Here is a 16552-nt window from a genome sequence, read left to right as displayed (position 1 = left end):
ACAGCAAGTGGACAGATTAATTTCTGGACATGGGGAGTGCGGGGAGATGGGGAGATGGGGAGATGGGGAGTGTGGGAAGAGGGGGAGGTGTGGGAAGAGGGGGAGGTGTGGGAAGAGGGGGAGGTGTGGGAAGAGGGGGAGGTGTGGGAGGACGGAGAAGATAGCAAGCGTGAGCATAAATTCTTTTTCTCCCCATCACCCCATCACCCCATCACCCCATCACCCCATCACCCCACACTCCCCACACTCCCCCCTCCTCCCACCCCTCTCATTCCCCATTCCCTAATTTCAAATCTAAAATTTAGAGTTAGTGTTCTCTTCACTGTTACACATGCGTTTTCCCTTTCGTCTGGTGTTTCTCTGTAGTTTAATCAGTTCCTTGGGGCTAATATCCATACTTCCAAGGGTACAAAGAGCCGATGCGGCTGAAGAAAGTTGCCCAATTCCGGCTTTATCTCGCTTCCAGCGTCACACAGTTGCTCGTGGTGAAACCTTGGAGAGTATAGCCCAGCGCTACAATCTCTCTCCTGCCACTATTATCGGGATGAATCCAGCTTTGAACAATGGCAAAGTGACTGTTGGTAGCCAACTGCAGATTCCTCCCTATAACGGTATTGTGGTAGAAGTCCCTCGTGGTCAAACATGGCGACAAGTAGCGACTAGGTATAAAGTCCGGGCTGATGCGCTGTTTGAGGTAAACGGTTGTCAACAAAACCCCAGAATTGTGTTTATTCCGGGGGTGATTTCGCTCCCGAATCGCCCTTTAACTAAGTCTCCCATCCCCACCTCAATTGATGTCGAGACGAGTCGTCCAGCCTTAGCTGGATACCCCTTGACAGAAGCGGCAACTGTGGTGTTACCTTACGGCTGGCAGATTAATCCCACCACATCTGATGTATTTTTTCATAGTGGAGTGGATTTATCGGTAGCAGTAGGCACATCTGTACAAGCGATCGCTCCTGGAACCGTTGTCTTTGCTAATGAACAAGGCACTTATGGTAAGTTGGTAATCATTAATCATGCGGGTGGAATGCAAACCCGCTATGCTCAACTTGAGGCTATCAAAGTTACTGTGGGTCAGCAAGTGCAACAGGGAAATGTGATCGGAACTGTGGGTACTACTGGTACACCTAGTTCTCTTCAGCCCCATCTCCATTTTGAGGTGCGTTCTAGTTCGTCTTTGGGTTGGGTCGCACAAGATCCCAAAGGTTATTTGCTCAAATGAGGAGGGAAACGCAGAGGTTCGCTAAGGTTTCGCAGAGTTTCGCGGAGAATTTTTCTGCGAGACTTGGCGCTTACCTCGGTTTTAAAAAAGGGCTGCTATGGTGGCGCTAGATTTGATTATGTGCATTCCTGCTGTGGAGAATCTGGAAAATGCTGCGTCTGCTTGTTCTGTGTAGTCAACAACTCCTGGAACAACTACGGGGGAGGTGCAATCTTCTAGGAGATAAACTTTTTGCGTCAGGGTAGGATCTATTTGTTGAATTTCTGTTAATAAGTCGTCAATTGTCCAAGCGACACAATGGCTTTTAGCTTGACCGGCAATAATTACGGCATCAAATTTTAAGAGTTGTTGAATTAAGTTGATGTTTTTCTGAGCTAGGGGATTTTGAGCAAAATCTAATAATACTTCTGGGCGCAAAATTGAATAGTTTTCTGTGAGGGGATTCTCGCCTTTAATTTCAAATTTTGTTTGAGTTTGACGGGCGAGATTATGGAAAAATATTGCTTCTTCTATTGATGGCACTAAAGCGTGTCCAATACCACCAAGCATGGAGTGATACGGCCAAATAATCAGGGGGTATTTACCGTTTTGGCTGAGTTGTTTAAGGTAGTGGTAAGCATGTTTTTTTAATAGTTCATAGTCACTATTTGTGATACTATGAGCAACGGCTGGGTTGACTTGCCAAATACCTTGGTCGATGTCTTTTGGGGTAATAGTAGTTGCGGCTGGGGTGGGATGTTCACCGTTACTATTTATCCAGAAAATAGGATGGAAAATTTGTGTGGCTGTGTGGGTGTCTAGTGTGGATATAATTGTTGTGATTATTCCTAAATTACGATAGATAAATTCACACAGTCGTTGATTATCTTCTACTGCACCAAGTCCAGATTTTCCCCCAACAAATAATTCAAATCCGGGGATGCAGAAGGTATTTTGAACATCAATTAATAATAGACAAATGCGGGTTTTGTCGTTGGCTGCTGGTTTGATGTTGTGTTGTTTTGTCCATGCTTCAGCTTCTGCGGCGCGTTGTTGGTAAGGTACGCGCCAAATTTCACCTACTTTGCTGGGGTGAAAATGTGGGGGGAGGGGTAATTGAGTTGTTATTTGGCTGGTCATAATTATATCTGTTGTAAGAGACGGCATTGATGAGTTGATGAGGGATGAAATAGTCTGATTGATGCCGTGCTCCGACAACATTTGATGAGAGAATTGAGGAGTTTAAACTTGGGAGCGATCGCTCAAAATTTCATAACCAGTTTCTGTCACTAATACTGTATGCTCAAACTGGGCTGAAAGTGAGTTATCTACAGTTACAGCTGTCCACCGATCTGCTAATGTCCGGGTATGTCTAGAACCAGCGTTGACTATTGGCTCAATTGCTAATGTCATCCCTGGGCGTAGTTTAACATTTGGCATTTCTCTTGTGCGAAAGTTAAATACTGAGGGTTCTTCATGGAGGTTACGACCTACTCCATGTCCTGTGAATTCTTCAACTACGCTAAAACCATTTGCTTTTACATGGTCTTCGATGGCGCCGGCTAAATCCAGCAGGTATGCTCCAGCTTTAACTTGTTCAATACCTTTATAAAGAGCTTCTTCGGCTACTCGAATTAGTTTAGCAGCGGCTGGTGTCACTTCACCCACAGCAATTGTGATGCAGGAATCGCCATGAAAGCCTTGATAATAAGCTCCTGTATCTACTTTTAAAACATCACCAGTCCGAATTACTTTTTTCGGACTTGGAATACCGTGTACTACTTCGTTGTTAATACTAGAACAAATAGAACCTGTGAAACCGTGATATCCTTTGAAACTGGGTGTGGCGTCCATTTCTCGGATGCGTTTTTCTGCGTAAGCATCCAAATCAGCTGTGGTCATTCCTGGTTGTACTAAAACGGAAATTTCTTTTAAAACTGTGGCGACAATTTTTGCTGATTGGCGCATAATTTCTATTTCCCGTGGCGATTTAATTTCAATACCTCGCCGTTGTTTTTTAGCAGGTGCTGGTTGGATGGTTTGAGAAAGTAAGTTAGTGAAAATGTTCATAAGATCTGAAAATTTATCGATGCTGAAATGTTAAGGGTGAATTTTTGAGTACGGTTAGTTGAGAAATTATATCTTTATTTAAATTAACTTATTTTTCACCTCAAACTCTTGAGAATTTATCAACGCAAAGTTTTTTGTTTTTGTGCAGAGAATGTATCCGGTGCTGAAATTTGTTAATTAGCAATGGTGATTTCACCAATCATACCCGCTTGTGTATGTCCAGGAATAGAACAGTGTAAGGCGTATTTTCCCGATTTGAGTGGTACAAATACCCATTCTGCTTCTGCAGTTGGTTTTAGCTCTAATTCATGGATGGCTCCTTTAATTTCTACTTTCCCAGCTTGGACTTTTTGTGTCCAGATACCATCAGCAAAATCTTTAGCTGTGAAGTAGTGCTTGAGTTGGCTGGGATTGGTGAGACGCAGTGTGTAGCGCTTACCTGCTGAGAATTCTAGGTGACTCGGCTCAAATTTCAGTTCGTTGGTGGAAGTCCCTAAGCTGATTATCACCTCCGAAGCTGGTTGTTTGAGCAAATCGCCGGTGAATGTGGCTGCTGTGGTGGGGGTGGTGTTAATAGTTAAGCAGAACAAAATCAGAATGAGGACGCATATCGGCTTTGTGAGCGCAGCTAAAGCTTTGATATGCATAATTTGGGACATGTGACTGTTAAGTTTTGTAATGAAGATGTTCATTTGTATGAATTTAGTTCTAAATAAGGTAATCGTACAAATTTAGAACCGAGAATTCAAGGAAACTACTTACTCAATTATCTATTTAATACTGTGTCTAGCTAAGACTGCTGGCCCGGCTGTGACGACGACGATTTGGTCGGGATGAAGCAATTCCCGCGCTGCTTGGTTGACTTGAGCAAGGGTGATTTGCTGGATTTTTTCAGTGAATGCACTTAGTTCGGCTGTATTTAGTCCGTAGACTTGATTCATCAAGATTCTTTTGGTTAATTCCTCTGGATTGGCGAGGGAAACGTTGTAATTACTGATGAGGGTGCGTTTGGCTGTTTCTACTTCTGGTGGGGTGACGCCTTGTTGATGGATTTGTTTAAGTAATTGACGGGTGCTGGCGATCGCTTTATTTGTATCTTCAGGACTAGTTTGCATTTCAATCAAAAATGTGCCAAAATTCTTCCCAACTTGGAAGTTACTATAAATTCCGTAGGTTAAACCGAGGCGATCGCGGATTTCTGCTCCTAGTCTACTTGAGAGGGTATCGCCTCCCAAAATCTGATTTAATACTAAGGCAGCATAAAATCGATGATCTGAACGGTTAATACCTGTGTAACCCATGTAAGTCACTGCTTGGGCTTTACCGGGTAGCACTGAGTTCACAGATATGAGTTTTTCGGGCTTGGCTACTGGAGGATATTTTAATATGGGTGCTTCACCGCTAACTTGCCAATTACCAAACTCGGCTTGAATGAGCGATCGCACTTGTTCTGGTTGCAAATCCCCTACCAAAGCTAGTACTGTGGTATTTGGGCGATAATGTTGATTTTTGAAAGCAATTACATTTTCACGGCGAATCTTTTTCAAGCTTTCTACTGTGGGAAAGGTATATAACGGGTGTTTTTTCGGATAAATCGACTGCACAAAAGTTCTGATTGCTACTTCCGATGGCTCTTTCAACTCCATTTTTAAAGTAGTCAAAGCTTGTTGGCGATTGAGTTCTAATTCTTTTTGCGGAAATGTACTATTTTTAACTACATCTGCTAATATCTGCACAAGCATGGGTAAATCTGAAGCTAAGGTATCACCTTCAATCCGCACGCCTTCGCGGTAAGCTTCAAAATCTAAACTGGCGCCTCGTGCTTCTAAAGCTTGAGCGATCGCTATGACATCTTTGGTTTTGGTACCATTGACTAAGTTATCGGCGACAAAAGACGCTAACCCAGCTTGATCATCAGGATCAAATTCTCTACCTGCTCTGATGTAACCACTCAAGGTGACGGTGGGGGTACTCTTGTCCGTTAGCAATAAAACCTGTAAACCATTCTCCAGTGTAAATTGCTGTGGTAAATTTGGCGCGATCGCATCCACCGTCTCTTCTACAGGAGGTAAATACTTGATCAATTCCTCTGGATTCAGGGGAGTACCTGTGGAAAAAGATTCTGTAACTTGTAGCGATCGTGAGTCACTAGTTAAACTTTTGGCTTGTTTGCGGGATGGTTCCAACCAACCGACGACGCGAGCCGATTTTTGCAGATATTTTTGAGTGACAGCGACGACATCTGCAGCTTTCACTTGACGGATAGCGGTTAAATAGCGTTCTCGATAATGATAATCACCTGCGTTTGTTTCATCATATCCCAATTGCATCGCTTGATTGGTGATATCGCGGTTAGTCAAAATCAGAGAAGCTTCTAACTGTGCTTTGGCTCTATCTAATTCTTCTGGTGTGACGCCTGATTTTAGCAAATTGGCGATCGCTTGATTGAATACAGATTCAAGTTTTTGCAGATTTTGATGCGGATCAGCCGTCACCAACAGTTCATACCAGCCTGATTCTCGCAGACTCGCCACATGGGCGGCAATTTCATTCGCCAACCCTGATTCTACCAAATCTTGATACAGACGAGAATTTCTCCCTTCTGTCAAAATGTAATCCATCACATCCAGCGCGGGGATATCTGGTTGATTGACGGCAGGTAAGGGGTAAACTATTTGTAGAATTGCGGCTCCCGCTCCTGGTTCTTTGAGCATGATGGGAGATGAAGAGACGGGCATATTTTTGACTTGTGAGTCTTGAGTGTTGAGTCTTGATTGTTGACCCTTTGGTATTTTCCCAAATATTTCTTGAACTGTTGAAAGAGTTTTAGCAGTGGAAAAATCGCCAACAATGACTAAAACTGCGTTGTCAGGGGTATAGAAACGGCGATAATACTTTTGCACCTGTTGCGCTTGCAATTTTTCCACATCTGATTTTGTACCACCCACCGGTAAACCATAAGCATGATCCGGAAAAGCAGCTCGCATCACTGTAGTATTGAGGCGATACTCTGGGTTATTTTCATAACCTTGGAGTTCAGAAATTACCACCTGCTTTTCACTTGTTAGCTGCTGATCATCGATTTGCAAGTTTTGCATTCTGTCCGCTTCTAGCATCAGCAAAGCTTTGAGCTTATCTCGTTCGGCTGTACTATAATAGGCTGTTTGGTCATAGCTAGTGAAAGCATTAGAGTCGCTACCCAAAGCACTGAATAACCGTCCAAACTGCACAGGACGAATTTCAGTGCCTTTAAACATCATATGTTCCAACTGGTGAGCAATCCCGTTAGTTCCGGGTTCTTCGTGGCGCGAACCCACCCTGTACCATACCTGTACTGTCACCACAGGTGCAGTATGTACTTCTTTGGTCAGGACAGTTAGACCATTTTCCAGTACGATTTTATTGACGTTCTCTGTCACATTTAAAGGAATGAGTTTTTGTGCTGTCACTGTTGGTTGAGAATATGTACCATGGGGAGCGATCGCGTTTTGACTGACTACAGGTTGATCATTGAGTAGAAAAACCGTCATCACCCATAGACTTAACACTAACAATGGAACCCGATATCGGTGCAAAGCGGAAAACACGGACATGTACTTTAAAAGTATATATGTAAATGCCTTGACATATTTGGTTTAATCAAAGGGAGTTGGGCAAATAGCATCGATATTTTCTGCTCTCATGCACAGACGCGAATATAAGTGATGAATCTTCAAATAATCAATAATCTGCATCTTAGCCGCACATGACCTTAAGCCATAAACCGGATCAACTCCAGCGGTAAACCGTCAGTGTCTGCAATGAAAGCGACTTCTAAAATGCGATCGCCTATTTGCTGCTGTGTTGGTAACAACAGCACCTGCAGTGGTTGAAACTGTTCTGGTTGACTTTGAGATGCTACAGCCAAACGACCCTGTAAGTTTTCTAAATAACCAGGCAAATCTGGGGTAACGTTCGTTAAATCGAAAGATAGATGATAGTATCCCACATAATGTTCATCTGCAAATGCATCGGCAGCTGGTTTTGGTTCTGGAATTTGGATTAATTCAATTCTGCCGTTTAATCCCTCCATCCAACAAGCGAGGGTGTAGCCTGTAGTGAAGCGTTCACAGACTGTAAATCCCAAAAGTTCATAAAATGCGATCGCTCGATGAATATTTGCAGTCCGAATCGAAGCATGGTGCATAATTGTGTCCTTGTACCAAAGTGCTGATCGCCCAGACTTGGCGTTTTGTCATTAGTCATGAGTCCTTTGTCAAATGACTAATGACCAATGACATCTACTCAAATAACCGGAAATAAGGATAGCGTACAGGTACACCAGGCTCTTTTTCCAAGTCAAAATTAATCACTTCCCATGCAGGATCATCTGCTGAGTCAGGGCTAAACTCCACAGGTAAACCATAAAGTCGCGCCGCAGCACCTTCAGGTTGTCCAGAACGCCAAGGGGTACTCCGTTCCAAATAGCCGCTCATCAATTCTTCATAGCGACGCGCAATAATCACCCGTGTAGCTCGATAGCCCTGGGTATACAACTTATCCAGCGCCTCGTGAATTTCAAATCGAATCCCGTCAGGGTGAGTGTGTTGACGATACCAGTCGTTATTCCACTTGCGCCAATGACGCCCCGATTGTAAATGGATTAATTCACCAGTTTTCGGATTCGCTTCAAACGCCCCATGACGAGGACATAAATAAGTGTCCGTCAGTGTCAGCGCCGGGATCGTTTGGCGACAGTGGGGACACTGAATGTCAGGGCCAAATATGGGGTACTGCAAGCCTGGATTCATCATGAAGTGCATAGAAACATAGTTTTGTCTTCGCCAGCACCAGTGGGTTACATTTTACACTTCGGCTCTAAAACTTACGGTTAGCTGCTCTGACTTGTGGTAGTCAATTTTTTCATCAGTGTCCTGCTCTACATAGAGCCATAACCCTGTGATAATCTAGTCTTGCAACCAGCCTGAAAAGTTGGAGCTTCTCCAGTGTTCCTGGGTACCATATTCATATTCTATCGTGTCTACTGCTTCTTACTGGTCATCTCCTGATTTTTCTCAAGCCGCCTTCATCGCCACCAATGCAGTTGTCATCGGTTCAGTCAACATCGCCGCCGGTGCTAGCATCTGGTATGGAGCCGTAGTCAGAGGCGACGTAGAGCGGATTGATATCGGTGAATGCACAAATATTCAAGATGGAGCTATTTTACACGGCGATCCCGGTTTTCCTACCATCTTAGAAGACCATGTTACCGTAGGTCATCGTGCGGTAGTCCATTCTGCTCATATTGAACGAGGCTGTTTAATCGGTATCGGCGCCATAATTTTGGATGGTGTCAGGGTAGGGGCTGGTAGCATTATCGGCGCTGGCGCAGTCGTCACCAAAGACGTACCGCCATTGTCTCTAGTCGTCGGCGTTCCCGGTAAAATCCTTCGCCAAATCACCCCCCCCGAAGCCGCTGAACTGCTCGCACACGCAGAACGTTACCAAAAGTTAGCCTTGGTTCACGCCGATAAGGGCACGGATATCGGGTTTACCGTGTGATTATAAAGATGAGGGAGTGTGGGGAGATGGGGAGATGGAGAGTGTGGGGAGTGTGGGGAGTGTGGGGAGTGTGGGGAGATGGGGGGATGAGAGAAAAAAAGAATTTATGCTTACGCTTGCTATCTTCTCCTTCCTCCCACACCTCCCACACCTCCCACACTTCCCCCTCCTCCCACACCTCCCACACCTCCCACACCTCCCACACTTCCCCCTCCTCCCACACCTCCCACACTTCCCCCTCCTCCCACACCTCCCACACTTCCCCCTCCTCCCACACTTCTTCTGATCCCGTGTCCAATACCCAATTAACTATTCTTTACACATAGGTCTGGAAAAATTGTCCACTTCAGCTAACAATAAAAGTGAGAGCAGTTGACAAAACTTTAACTTATTTAACAGAGGGGTTCTAAAAATGGACATCGATTTCCGTATAGCTATCGTTTTCGCACCAGTTCTTATTGCTGCTGCTTGGGCTGCTTTTAACATCGGTGCTGCAGCTTTGCAACAAGTGCAAAACTTCTTAAATAGACAAGCCTAAATTGCGCTTAAAATAAACGCTTTCAAACCGGCTGCTTCTTTTTATGGGGACAGTCGGTTTTAGAGTACTTTGGTTTTTGTCTTTTGTGATGAGGGTTATGAGAGAGTACGCGCAAAAAGTACTGGCCGGGAAATTAGGCGATCGCATCTTACCCGACGCCTTCTTTTTTTCGCAAATATACCTAATGCACGCTAGCCTAGAGGAGCGTGAATTAACTTTATTTGTGACGATCGCTCTCATAACTTGACAAAAAGCTCATTTTTTGCTTTTCATGAACCAGGTAGATTATCTCCGCATTAGTCTCATTGATCGCTGTAATTTCCGCTGTCAATATTGTATGCCCCAAGGTACGGAGCTTGACTATATCCTCAAGCAACAGTTATTGACTGATGATGAACTCCTCACCCTAATTCAAGAGGTTTTCATCCCGGTGGGCTTTACCCGCTTTCGTCTGACCGGTGGGGAACCGCTGCTACGTCCCGGTGTGGTAGATTTAGTCAGCAAAATTGCTGCTTTTCCCCAAACTCAAGACTTGTCGATGACTACCAATGGGTTTTTACTCGCTCCCGTGGCGCAAAATCTTTATGATGCTGGTTTGCGCCGAATCAATATTAGCCTCGACTCTCTCGATGCTGACACCTTTGATCTCATTATCGGTAATCGTGGGCGATCGCGTTGGCAAGATGTCTGGAATGGGATCCAAGCTGCTTATCATGTGGGTTTTGACCCGCTGAAGTTAAATGTGGTGGTGATTCCTGGGGTTAACGACCACGAGGTTTTAGATTTGGCTGCTTTGACCATTGACAAGCATTGGCATGTCAGATTTATTGAGTTTATGCCTATTGGTAACTTACGATTATTTGGCGATCGCGGTTGGGTATCTTCTGCTGAATTACGACGACAAATAAGCGATCACTGGGGATTGACAGAATCACAAATACGTGGTAACGGGCCTGCTGAGGTGTTGAAAATTCCGGGCGCGCAGGGGACGCTAGGATTTATTAGTCAGATGTCGGAGTGCTTTTGCGATCGCTGTAATCGGATGCGTTTAAATGCAGACGGTTGGTTGCGTCCTTGTTTATTAAATGAAACCGGACAAATTGACCTGAAAACTGCTCTGCGTCATGGTGTTATTACTACTCAATTGCAAGAGCAGGTCAGGGAACTTTTGGAAATCAAACCAGAAATTAATTTTAAAGAGCGCGACTCTGGTACGACAGCCGCATACACTCGTACCATGTCGCAAATTGGGGGTTAGTCATCTGTCACTTGTGAAATACGACGGACTAAGGACAATGACCAAAAATAAAAAATTAAGCTTGGCGTGAGTAGTATTCCACCACAAGCAGTTCGTTAACTTGTAGCGCCACCCATTCCCGTTCAATCACGCTGTTGACTTTACCAACTAACTTAGCTTTGTCAAACTCTAAATGACTGGGGAGGTTAGCTAAACCAGGATACTGTAAGTTGTTTTCTACCAACTTGCGAGATGCTTCCTTATCCCTAACAGCAATTTCCTCACCAGGACGACACTGGTAGCTAGCGATATTCACTACACGACCTTTCACAGTTATGTGACCGTGGTTTACCAGTTGACGCGCTGCGGGAATTGTGGGAGCAAGACCCAAGCGAAAAACAGTATTATCCAAGCGCATTTCTAACAATTGCAGCAGCACTTGTCCGGTAGAACCCGTAATTCGTCTGGCTTTCCGCACATACCGGAGCAATTGCTTTTCAGTCAGACCGTAGTTGAAGCGGAGCTTTTGCTTTTCTTCAAGACGGATAGCATATTCAGAGCGCTTCTTGCGGTTCTGACCGTGCTGACCAGGGGGGTAAGCGCGTCTGGCGCTTTTCCGGGTTAACCCTGGTAAGTCGCCCAAGCGACGTGCAATTCTGAGGCGTGGCCCTCTGTATCGGGACATGAGTTTCCTTAATCTAATCCTGTTTAAACTTTACGTAGACATACTATTTTGGCATTCCCTCGACTAAAAGTCAGGAAAATCTTCGGTTTGTATGAAACCAATTACCTACTTTAGTACATAAACCTCTATTATATCCATCTGTGCAAACGTTTTCTTCTTTATTGAGTCGCTCTGGTTCCCGCAGGAAAATTTGTAGGAATACGGTTGTGTATGGCACATTGTAAGCTAGCATAACTTTGGATGTTTGGAGAATGGCAATGGTTCTAAGTAAAAAAGTCAGCGGAAATCACTATTCTGCTCACAAAGTATTAAATTCTCAAGCAGTTCGGTTGACAGCACCAGTTTTAGCTATTACTGGGTGGTTATTAACAATTGTCCCTGGTGTAGCTCTCACCGCCTCCTACAGCAACAATGATTATCGTGCCTGTGCTGGTCAAATTATCAAGGTGGGTGTCACTCCAGATGCAGCCTTATCGGCCTGTGCTAAAGCATTACGTCCCAGAGAATTGTCTACTTGTGTGGTGAAAATTAGCCAGGAAGCTAAAATCGCTGCTACAGAGGCTCTTGCTGGTTGTAGATTAGTTAGACGCCCGGAAGAGTTGGCTACTTGTGTAGTTAATATTAGTTTGAATACTCAAGGGGCAGTTAATCCCTCAGCTTTGAGTTATTGCGGTCGCAGTTTGTTACCCGTGCGCTTTGCTCAATGTGTAGTGGGTTTGCGTAGTGAAGTCAAAGACTTGGCGCCGATTAGGGCTTTAGATACTTGTATCGATGCTAGCGACAGAGTTAGCGGCTTGACGTCTGGGTCTACACCGCCAATTATCAAACCTGCGGGATTCATCAGTGTTCCGGCTACAGACCCAATAGTAGCGCCACCAAATAGTAGATAAACTAGTTGAGAAGACTTTAGCTCATGGGCTACCCTGGCAGTGCCATGATGTGAATCCACTCGGCAGTGGATTCTAGGCACTAAAAGCTAGTTAAAATTACTGCAAACTAGGTTAAGTGATGGCGAGCATATTAGTCTTCTTTTTTACCAAACACCATTTGTAGCAGCATGGGAATGCCATCGTCTTGATGATATTTATCTGCCCAGGCGCGGATTACCTCATCTAACTCTGCCATCGCTTGCTCAAATCGCTCTGGTGGGATGTCCAGTTCTTCCAAAACCCGCATCGCATTCGGTCGCTTTTCTGCCCAATCTTTCATCATCCGAAAATACCGGGCGGTATCTTCTACCATGATGTAAGTGCGCTCTTGATCGTCGGCTGGGGCATAAAAGGGACGGGTAAGTGCATAGAAAGGCATTCCCCAAGGAGAATCGATGCGTGCCACTGTCCCTGAGTAAAGTAGGCGGCGCTTGATGTGCTCTGCCAAAGCTTCGCTCAAAGGCATTTGGTGCTGGAGTGGCATATCTTCTTGCGATCGCTTGTGCAGAAATTCAATTAATTCCAGAAACTCAAACGAGGTGGTCAGTTGAGCATCAGGTAAATTGTTAGGCAATTTCTGTTCAATTTGCCTTTTTTCTTCACTGGTTAGGCTTGTCCCCGGAATGCGGGATCGCCCCGGACGCCAAGGATATTTCTCTATCCACACATAAGGCAGTTGTATCAAATACCGTGGTTCTTGGGAACCCAGCATCTTCAACAGTTTGCCCTCAGTCAGCGCTTGTCTGACTTCCTCTACAATGATTTTTACCCGCTTTGGCTCTAGGTGATGTAAATGCCCTGTCATTCGCAGGTTTTGTCCCTGCTCTAAATAGGTCATATAAATCGCACACTTGGCCGCCGTGGCTGCTGCATCTAGAAATGCCCCATGCCTGTGCCCACTGGTCCGCATGGCACTGAAAGCCAGATAAAGCATGATCTGATCCATCGCGCTGGGGCCAAGACGTTTGATCAGATCTATGTCGTTACTCATATTACAGACAGTTGAATAGCACGTTTACACAGTTATTAGTCAAAGGGAAGTAAGTAGTATACACCTGACTGAAGGCTATGTCTTCACTTCAGATTATTTATTATGCTCTAACTATAAGACTCTTGGTAGTCAAGTATTGTGAATTCCACCTAAGTTTTGGTACAGAACCATAGATATTACCATTGCTAGAGTTGAATTAGCGTCTAACTTCAGTCTTTCTAGCATATGTAAGCTTTACTCTGGGACTGCTTTGTACCTCAGGGTAAAATTCAGTGGCTTCCTTAAATTAACTGATCAAGTCTAATAGCTATATCAAAGTTTTACTCTTGTATCGGTATCAATGATAACGGTGTTCTCACTGAATTAAGAGTTTCTACTAGCTGGAGCAGATCACCCATATCAGCAGGTGCAGTTAATGGAAAATATCTCCTCCAGATTGTTTTTCTAGACTTTTGGTGAGTTTTGAGTTTTTCCCAGAAGTCTAGAAATGATAGAAAGGGTGTTGTGATGAACTCAAACAGCCACGATGATGGTTTGTTATTTGCTACACTGCTCAACACTTCCAGCAATACCTTAGTAGTTGAGACAGCTTGCACTTAGAGGAATTACACACATTTAATAACACGGATAATTTCCAGTTCAAAATGCCTGTTATTTTTTCTAATATTGTTCCTGATATTAGCATTTGTTTACGAGTTTTGTATACACTCATCTAGTAGCATCATGTCATCAAATCATTAAGTAAAATATTTTTTCAAAAAATCAAAATTAATTTTTACTTTTAATTCAGTAAAAGTACTCTAAACCAAGGAAGTTGAAATATTACTTGCGGGGATTAAATAAAGGGGGTTAGGGGTTAGGGGTTAGGGGCTAGTATTGTGTACTCAGATCATTTTCAGTCGGTCACAACATAGAAATGAAGCGAAAGCAACTTCTATACAACAAAAAGTATTTCATGTGTACAGATAAACTGTGCTCTTAATTGGGATAATTGGTAGAATTTGCCAATTTTCGCATTTTTTCAAAGCCAAATGCTCCTGCACCGAAAGTTACTAAGAGCACTCCAAAAATTTGGAGAATCTCCAAGTTTTCTTGAATAATCACGCCAGCAAAAATCACGGTTAAAATTGGGACACTAGCTCCGATAATTGCGGAACGTGTTGCACCTAGTTTGAGAATTCCAAGATGATTGAATACGTAACCGCAGAGGGTGAGTACGCCCAAAATAAAAGCGCTTAAAACAATTTCCAACACCTTAGAAGGATCAAGTACTAAGCTGAATTCCGATGGGAGTGGGATCATTAAACCGATGAAGCTGAGGAGCAACATGGTAGCAAAATTAATGAGAGTAAAGGTGACGGGATGCAATTTACTAGCACATGCTCTGGTTAAAATTACGTAAATAGCGAAAGCTACGCCTGAGACGATAGCTGTGCTGCTACCCAGGGAAACATTACCTAGAGCCGAACCACCCAAAACCAGTAACTCACCGCAGAATAGAGAACCGATGGCCACAGCACCCAAGAGGGTAGGACGATCGCGGAACAGGAACCATGACAGGAATCCGCTAATCAGGGGATAAACAAAGAAAAGAGCGATCGCCATTCCTGTAGGAATTTGACCGATAGCCAGATAAACTAGTACCTGAGATAAAAACAAAAAGCAGCCACTGGCGATCGACAACTGAAAAACTCTTTTCGTCGCTGCATGAGCGCGAGTAGAATTTTTTCTCAAAGCGTCAAAAATATTTTGGATATCTTGCCACACTCGTGGATGCATGATGGGAGCCATCAAGACCATTAGCGGTACAACCACCAACAAACGTAACATTAAGATTAACAAGGTATTGCCTAAAGTCGGTACAAGCAAGCGCTCCACCGCTACCAATCCCAGGATTTCTGAACCTTGATGAAAAATTACCTTGATGGCTACGTTATACAGCGATGATACTACCGTTGAAAAGACAATCAGCAAGAAACCGATCTGGATCGGTGATAAGCCCGAAGAAGAAGGTAATTTTGGTGTTGAGGGAGTAGAATTTTGCTGGCGCGATCGCTCAATCGGTGTTGATCTAGTTTCCTTTGTGGAGTCTGGCGAAATCAAAGAAATTGGCTCGATGTCCTCAGTTTTGACTGGGGGTAGAGGAGGAATTTGTCCGGTTGATTCCCAGTCAACTTCGCTAGCTTTGACTGGGGGAAGTGGGGGGATATCTGCTGCTGGGGCTGTCGGTGCAAAATTAGCTTCGTTTTGTGATAACTCTGGTGAAATCACAGAAATTGGCTCGGTGTCGTCAGCTTTGACTGGGGGTAGTGGCGAGATTTGTGGCGTTGGTTCCCAGTTGGCTTCGCTTTGTGATAACTCTGGTGAAATCACAGAAATTGGCTCGGTGTCGTCAGCTTTGACTGGGGGTAGTGGCGGGATTTGTGGCGTTGGTTCCCAGTCGGCTTCGCTTTGTGATAACTCTGGCGAAATCACAGAAACTGGCTCGATGGAATTGTTATTTATCTCAGAAAAATTTGCGTTGGTTTCTGAAGATTTGTTTTGTTGTAGCTCAACAACTTGCAATACCGTAGGTGGCGAGATGTTTACTACCGCTGCTTCAGGGGCTTGTAAGACGGTTGGTGGTGAGATGTTAACCGCTTTGAGTAAAGTTTCTTCGGTTGTTTTTTCTAGACCTTGCAAGCGATTGACGATCTCTGCTATTATTTCTTCCCCTTGTTGTTGTTGATTGTGCATTCGAGACAACTGTTGGGAAAGATTACTTTGATAGTTTTTCAGTTCTTGCTGCAGCGAGCTGAAGGTAATGGTGAGGGTGTCATCCAAGGTATTGAGCAGTTTTTCTACATTCTCATTGTTGACACCGCCAGGGAGGCTACTAACTTGAGAGGATTCCTGTTGTGCAGCCTTTGTCGCTAAGGTTGTCAATGAAGATTGGAGTTGGGAAGATATGTGCTTGGCTAAAGCTTCGGCTAGCTGACGGATCAACACTTGCTGCTCGGTGATTTGGCGCACCTGTTGTAGTTGTTCTTTTTCTTCAACCAGCTTTTGAATGTCGTCAGTTAAACGGTTCTTTTCTGTCTGTAGCCGTTTAATTTCTTCCTGCATCGACCTAATCACATGTTGCTGAAGATTTTCTAAATCCTCAACAACGGCCCAGAGGGCATTTTCTGCGGATCTGGATAGATCACCTCTGACTCGCGGGTTGTCTGGTTGCTTCTCGAATCGCCCCATTAGCTTCTAACCTCTAACACCTTGACGATAAAGCTGCTTCCCGTATAATTTAACGTTCATACTAATTTCTTGTATTTTGTCAGATAAATTAAAAATTTCAACAGGACTTACGCATATCATCGTCAT

Annotated in this window: 18 protein-coding genes; 7 read left to right on the top strand and 11 right to left on the bottom strand. The window is 44.2% G+C overall.

The window, feature by feature from the left end:
* Positions 1-54: 54 nt before the first annotated feature.
* Both MIC7126_RS31770 and MIC7126_RS0102060 read left to right on the top strand, forming a co-directional pair.
* Positions 55-366 carry a hypothetical protein gene (locus MIC7126_RS31770; RefSeq protein WP_161606833.1) on the top strand — a complete coding sequence of 104 codons (312 nt, stop codon included), beginning with the start codon at positions 55-57 and terminating at the stop codon, positions 364-366.
* Entirely contained in the window at positions 332-1225 is an 894-nt protein-coding gene (locus MIC7126_RS0102060; RefSeq protein ID WP_017651457.1) for a LysM peptidoglycan-binding domain-containing M23 family metallopeptidase, read from the top strand. The genes MIC7126_RS31770 and MIC7126_RS0102060 overlap by 35 nt, the downstream gene beginning before the upstream one ends.
* 81 nt (positions 1226-1306) lie before the next feature.
* Here the strand turns inward: MIC7126_RS0102060 and MIC7126_RS0102055 are convergent, their stop codons facing one another.
* The 6 genes from MIC7126_RS0102055 to MIC7126_RS0102030 form a co-directional block, all read right to left on the bottom strand.
* A complete protein-coding gene (locus MIC7126_RS0102055; protein ID WP_017651456.1) occupies positions 1307-2344 on the bottom strand; it encodes a cysteine hydrolase family protein in 1038 nt (345 codons plus the stop codon).
* A 102-nt stretch (positions 2345-2446) separates the two neighbouring features.
* The gene (gene map / locus MIC7126_RS0102050) at positions 2447-3274 is read right to left on the bottom strand and encodes a type I methionyl aminopeptidase (protein ID WP_017651455.1); all 828 of its coding nucleotides are present in this window, start codon (positions 3272-3274) and stop codon (positions 2447-2449) included.
* Positions 3275-3447: 173 nt separating this feature from the next.
* Positions 3448-3933 (bottom strand): cupredoxin domain-containing protein, encoded by a 486-nt coding sequence (locus MIC7126_RS0102045; RefSeq protein ID WP_017651454.1) that lies wholly within the window; start codon positions 3931-3933, stop codon positions 3448-3450.
* Between the two features lie 111 nt (positions 3934-4044).
* Positions 4045-6867 (bottom strand): M16 family metallopeptidase, encoded by a 2823-nt coding sequence (locus tag MIC7126_RS0102040; RefSeq protein WP_017651453.1) that lies wholly within the window; start codon positions 6865-6867, stop codon positions 4045-4047.
* A gap of 158 nt (positions 6868-7025) precedes the next feature.
* Entirely contained in the window at positions 7026-7460 is a 435-nt protein-coding gene (locus MIC7126_RS0102035; RefSeq protein ID WP_017651452.1) for a VOC family protein, read from the bottom strand.
* Positions 7461-7554: 94 nt separating this feature from the next.
* A complete protein-coding gene (locus MIC7126_RS0102030; protein WP_017651451.1) occupies positions 7555-8064 on the bottom strand; it encodes a TIGR02652 family protein in 510 nt (169 codons plus the stop codon).
* Between the two features lie 226 nt (positions 8065-8290).
* Here MIC7126_RS0102030 and MIC7126_RS0102025 point away from each other — a divergent pair, with 226 nt between their 5' ends.
* On the top strand, positions 8291-8815 hold the full coding sequence (locus MIC7126_RS0102025; RefSeq protein WP_017651450.1) for a gamma carbonic anhydrase family protein: 525 nt from the start codon (positions 8291-8293) through the stop codon (positions 8813-8815).
* On the opposite strand, the gene MIC7126_RS31765 is transcribed toward MIC7126_RS0102025, so the two are convergent.
* A complete protein-coding gene (locus MIC7126_RS31765; protein WP_154655805.1) occupies positions 8805-9020 on the bottom strand; it encodes a hypothetical protein in 216 nt (71 codons plus the stop codon). The genes MIC7126_RS0102025 and MIC7126_RS31765 overlap by 11 nt on opposite strands.
* Positions 8935-9120, bottom strand: a complete 186-nt coding sequence (locus MIC7126_RS31760; RefSeq protein WP_238553592.1) for a hypothetical protein — start codon at positions 9118-9120, stop codon at positions 8935-8937. The genes MIC7126_RS31765 and MIC7126_RS31760 overlap by 86 nt, the downstream gene beginning before the upstream one ends.
* Before the next feature lie 107 nt (positions 9121-9227).
* Here MIC7126_RS31760 and MIC7126_RS0102015 point away from each other — a divergent pair, with 107 nt between their 5' ends.
* The 3 genes from MIC7126_RS0102015 (at position 9228) to moaA (ending at position 10611) form a co-directional block, all read left to right on the top strand.
* Complete coding sequence (locus MIC7126_RS0102015) at positions 9228-9353, top strand: photosystem II protein Y (protein WP_017651448.1); 126 nt, start codon at positions 9228-9230, stop codon at positions 9351-9353.
* A gap of 97 nt (positions 9354-9450) precedes the next feature.
* Complete coding sequence (locus MIC7126_RS0102010) at positions 9451-9600, top strand: hypothetical protein (RefSeq protein ID WP_154655804.1); 150 nt, start codon at positions 9451-9453, stop codon at positions 9598-9600.
* Positions 9601-9624: 24 nt separating this feature from the next.
* The gene (moaA, locus tag MIC7126_RS0102005) at positions 9625-10611 is read left to right on the top strand and encodes a GTP 3',8-cyclase MoaA (protein ID WP_017651446.1); all 987 of its coding nucleotides are present in this window, start codon (positions 9625-9627) and stop codon (positions 10609-10611) included.
* Between the two features lie 55 nt (positions 10612-10666).
* Here the strand turns inward: moaA and rpsD are convergent, their stop codons facing one another.
* Positions 10667-11275, bottom strand: a complete 609-nt coding sequence (gene rpsD, locus MIC7126_RS0102000; protein ID WP_017651445.1) for a 30S ribosomal protein S4 — start codon at positions 11273-11275, stop codon at positions 10667-10669.
* A 257-nt stretch (positions 11276-11532) separates the two neighbouring features.
* Here rpsD and MIC7126_RS0101995 point away from each other — a divergent pair, with 257 nt between their 5' ends.
* Entirely contained in the window at positions 11533-12165 is a 633-nt protein-coding gene (locus MIC7126_RS0101995) for a hypothetical protein (protein ID WP_017651444.1), read from the top strand.
* 130 nt (positions 12166-12295) lie between these two features.
* On the opposite strand, the gene hetR is transcribed toward MIC7126_RS0101995, so the two are convergent.
* A complete protein-coding gene (gene hetR / locus MIC7126_RS0101990; RefSeq protein WP_017651443.1) occupies positions 12296-13195 on the bottom strand; it encodes a heterocyst differentiation master regulator HetR in 900 nt (299 codons plus the stop codon).
* 978 nt (positions 13196-14173) lie between these two features.
* The gene (locus MIC7126_RS0101985) at positions 14174-16426 is read right to left on the bottom strand and encodes an EamA family transporter (RefSeq protein WP_017651442.1); all 2253 of its coding nucleotides are present in this window, start codon (positions 16424-16426) and stop codon (positions 14174-14176) included.
* Positions 16427-16552: the final 126 nt, after the last annotated feature.

The sequence above is a fragment of the Fortiea contorta PCC 7126 genome, from assembly GCF_000332295.1.
Taxonomy (GTDB): Bacteria; Cyanobacteriota; Cyanobacteriia; order Cyanobacteriales; family Nostocaceae; genus Fortiea; species Fortiea contorta.
Note: the sequence above shows the minus strand (reverse complement) of the source record. Positions and strands in the feature narration are given on the sequence as shown.

What these genes read in the sequence shown, in the direction of transcription:
- MIC7126_RS0102055 (WP_017651456.1), bottom strand. Translation starts at nt 2,344, where the DNA reads ATGACCAGCCAAATAACAACTCAATTACCCCTCCCCCCACATTTTCAC.
- moaA (WP_017651446.1), top strand. Translation starts at nt 9,625, where the DNA reads ATGAACCAGGTAGATTATCTCCGCATTAGTCTCATTGATCGCTGTAAT.
- rpsD (WP_017651445.1), bottom strand. Translation starts at nt 11,275, where the DNA reads ATGTCCCGATACAGAGGGCCACGCCTCAGAATTGCACGTCGCTTGGGC.
- MIC7126_RS0102045 (WP_017651454.1), bottom strand. Translation starts at nt 3,933, where the DNA reads ATGTCCCAAATTATGCATATCAAAGCTTTAGCTGCGCTCACAAAGCCG.
- map (WP_017651455.1), bottom strand. Translation starts at nt 3,274, where the DNA reads ATGAACATTTTCACTAACTTACTTTCTCAAACCATCCAACCAGCACCT.
- MIC7126_RS0102010 (WP_154655804.1), top strand. Translation starts at nt 9,451, where the DNA reads ATGAGAGAGTACGCGCAAAAAGTACTGGCCGGGAAATTAGGCGATCGC.
- hetR (WP_017651443.1), bottom strand. Translation starts at nt 13,195, where the DNA reads ATGAGTAACGACATAGATCTGATCAAACGTCTTGGCCCCAGCGCGATG.
- MIC7126_RS31770 (WP_161606833.1), top strand. Translation starts at nt 55, where the DNA reads ATGGGGAGATGGGGAGTGTGGGAAGAGGGGGAGGTGTGGGAAGAGGGG.
- MIC7126_RS0102030 (WP_017651451.1), bottom strand. Translation starts at nt 8,064, where the DNA reads ATGAATCCAGGCTTGCAGTACCCCATATTTGGCCCTGACATTCAGTGT.
- MIC7126_RS0102035 (WP_017651452.1), bottom strand. Translation starts at nt 7,460, where the DNA reads ATGCACCATGCTTCGATTCGGACTGCAAATATTCATCGAGCGATCGCA.
- MIC7126_RS0101985 (WP_017651442.1), bottom strand. Translation starts at nt 16,426, where the DNA reads ATGGGGCGATTCGAGAAGCAACCAGACAACCCGCGAGTCAGAGGTGAT.
- MIC7126_RS0102015 (WP_017651448.1), top strand. Translation starts at nt 9,228, where the DNA reads ATGGACATCGATTTCCGTATAGCTATCGTTTTCGCACCAGTTCTTATT.
- MIC7126_RS0101995 (WP_017651444.1), top strand. Translation starts at nt 11,533, where the DNA reads ATGGTTCTAAGTAAAAAAGTCAGCGGAAATCACTATTCTGCTCACAAA.
- MIC7126_RS0102060 (WP_017651457.1), top strand. Translation starts at nt 332, where the DNA reads ATGCGTTTTCCCTTTCGTCTGGTGTTTCTCTGTAGTTTAATCAGTTCC.
- MIC7126_RS0102040 (WP_017651453.1), bottom strand. Translation starts at nt 6,867, where the DNA reads ATGTCCGTGTTTTCCGCTTTGCACCGATATCGGGTTCCATTGTTAGTG.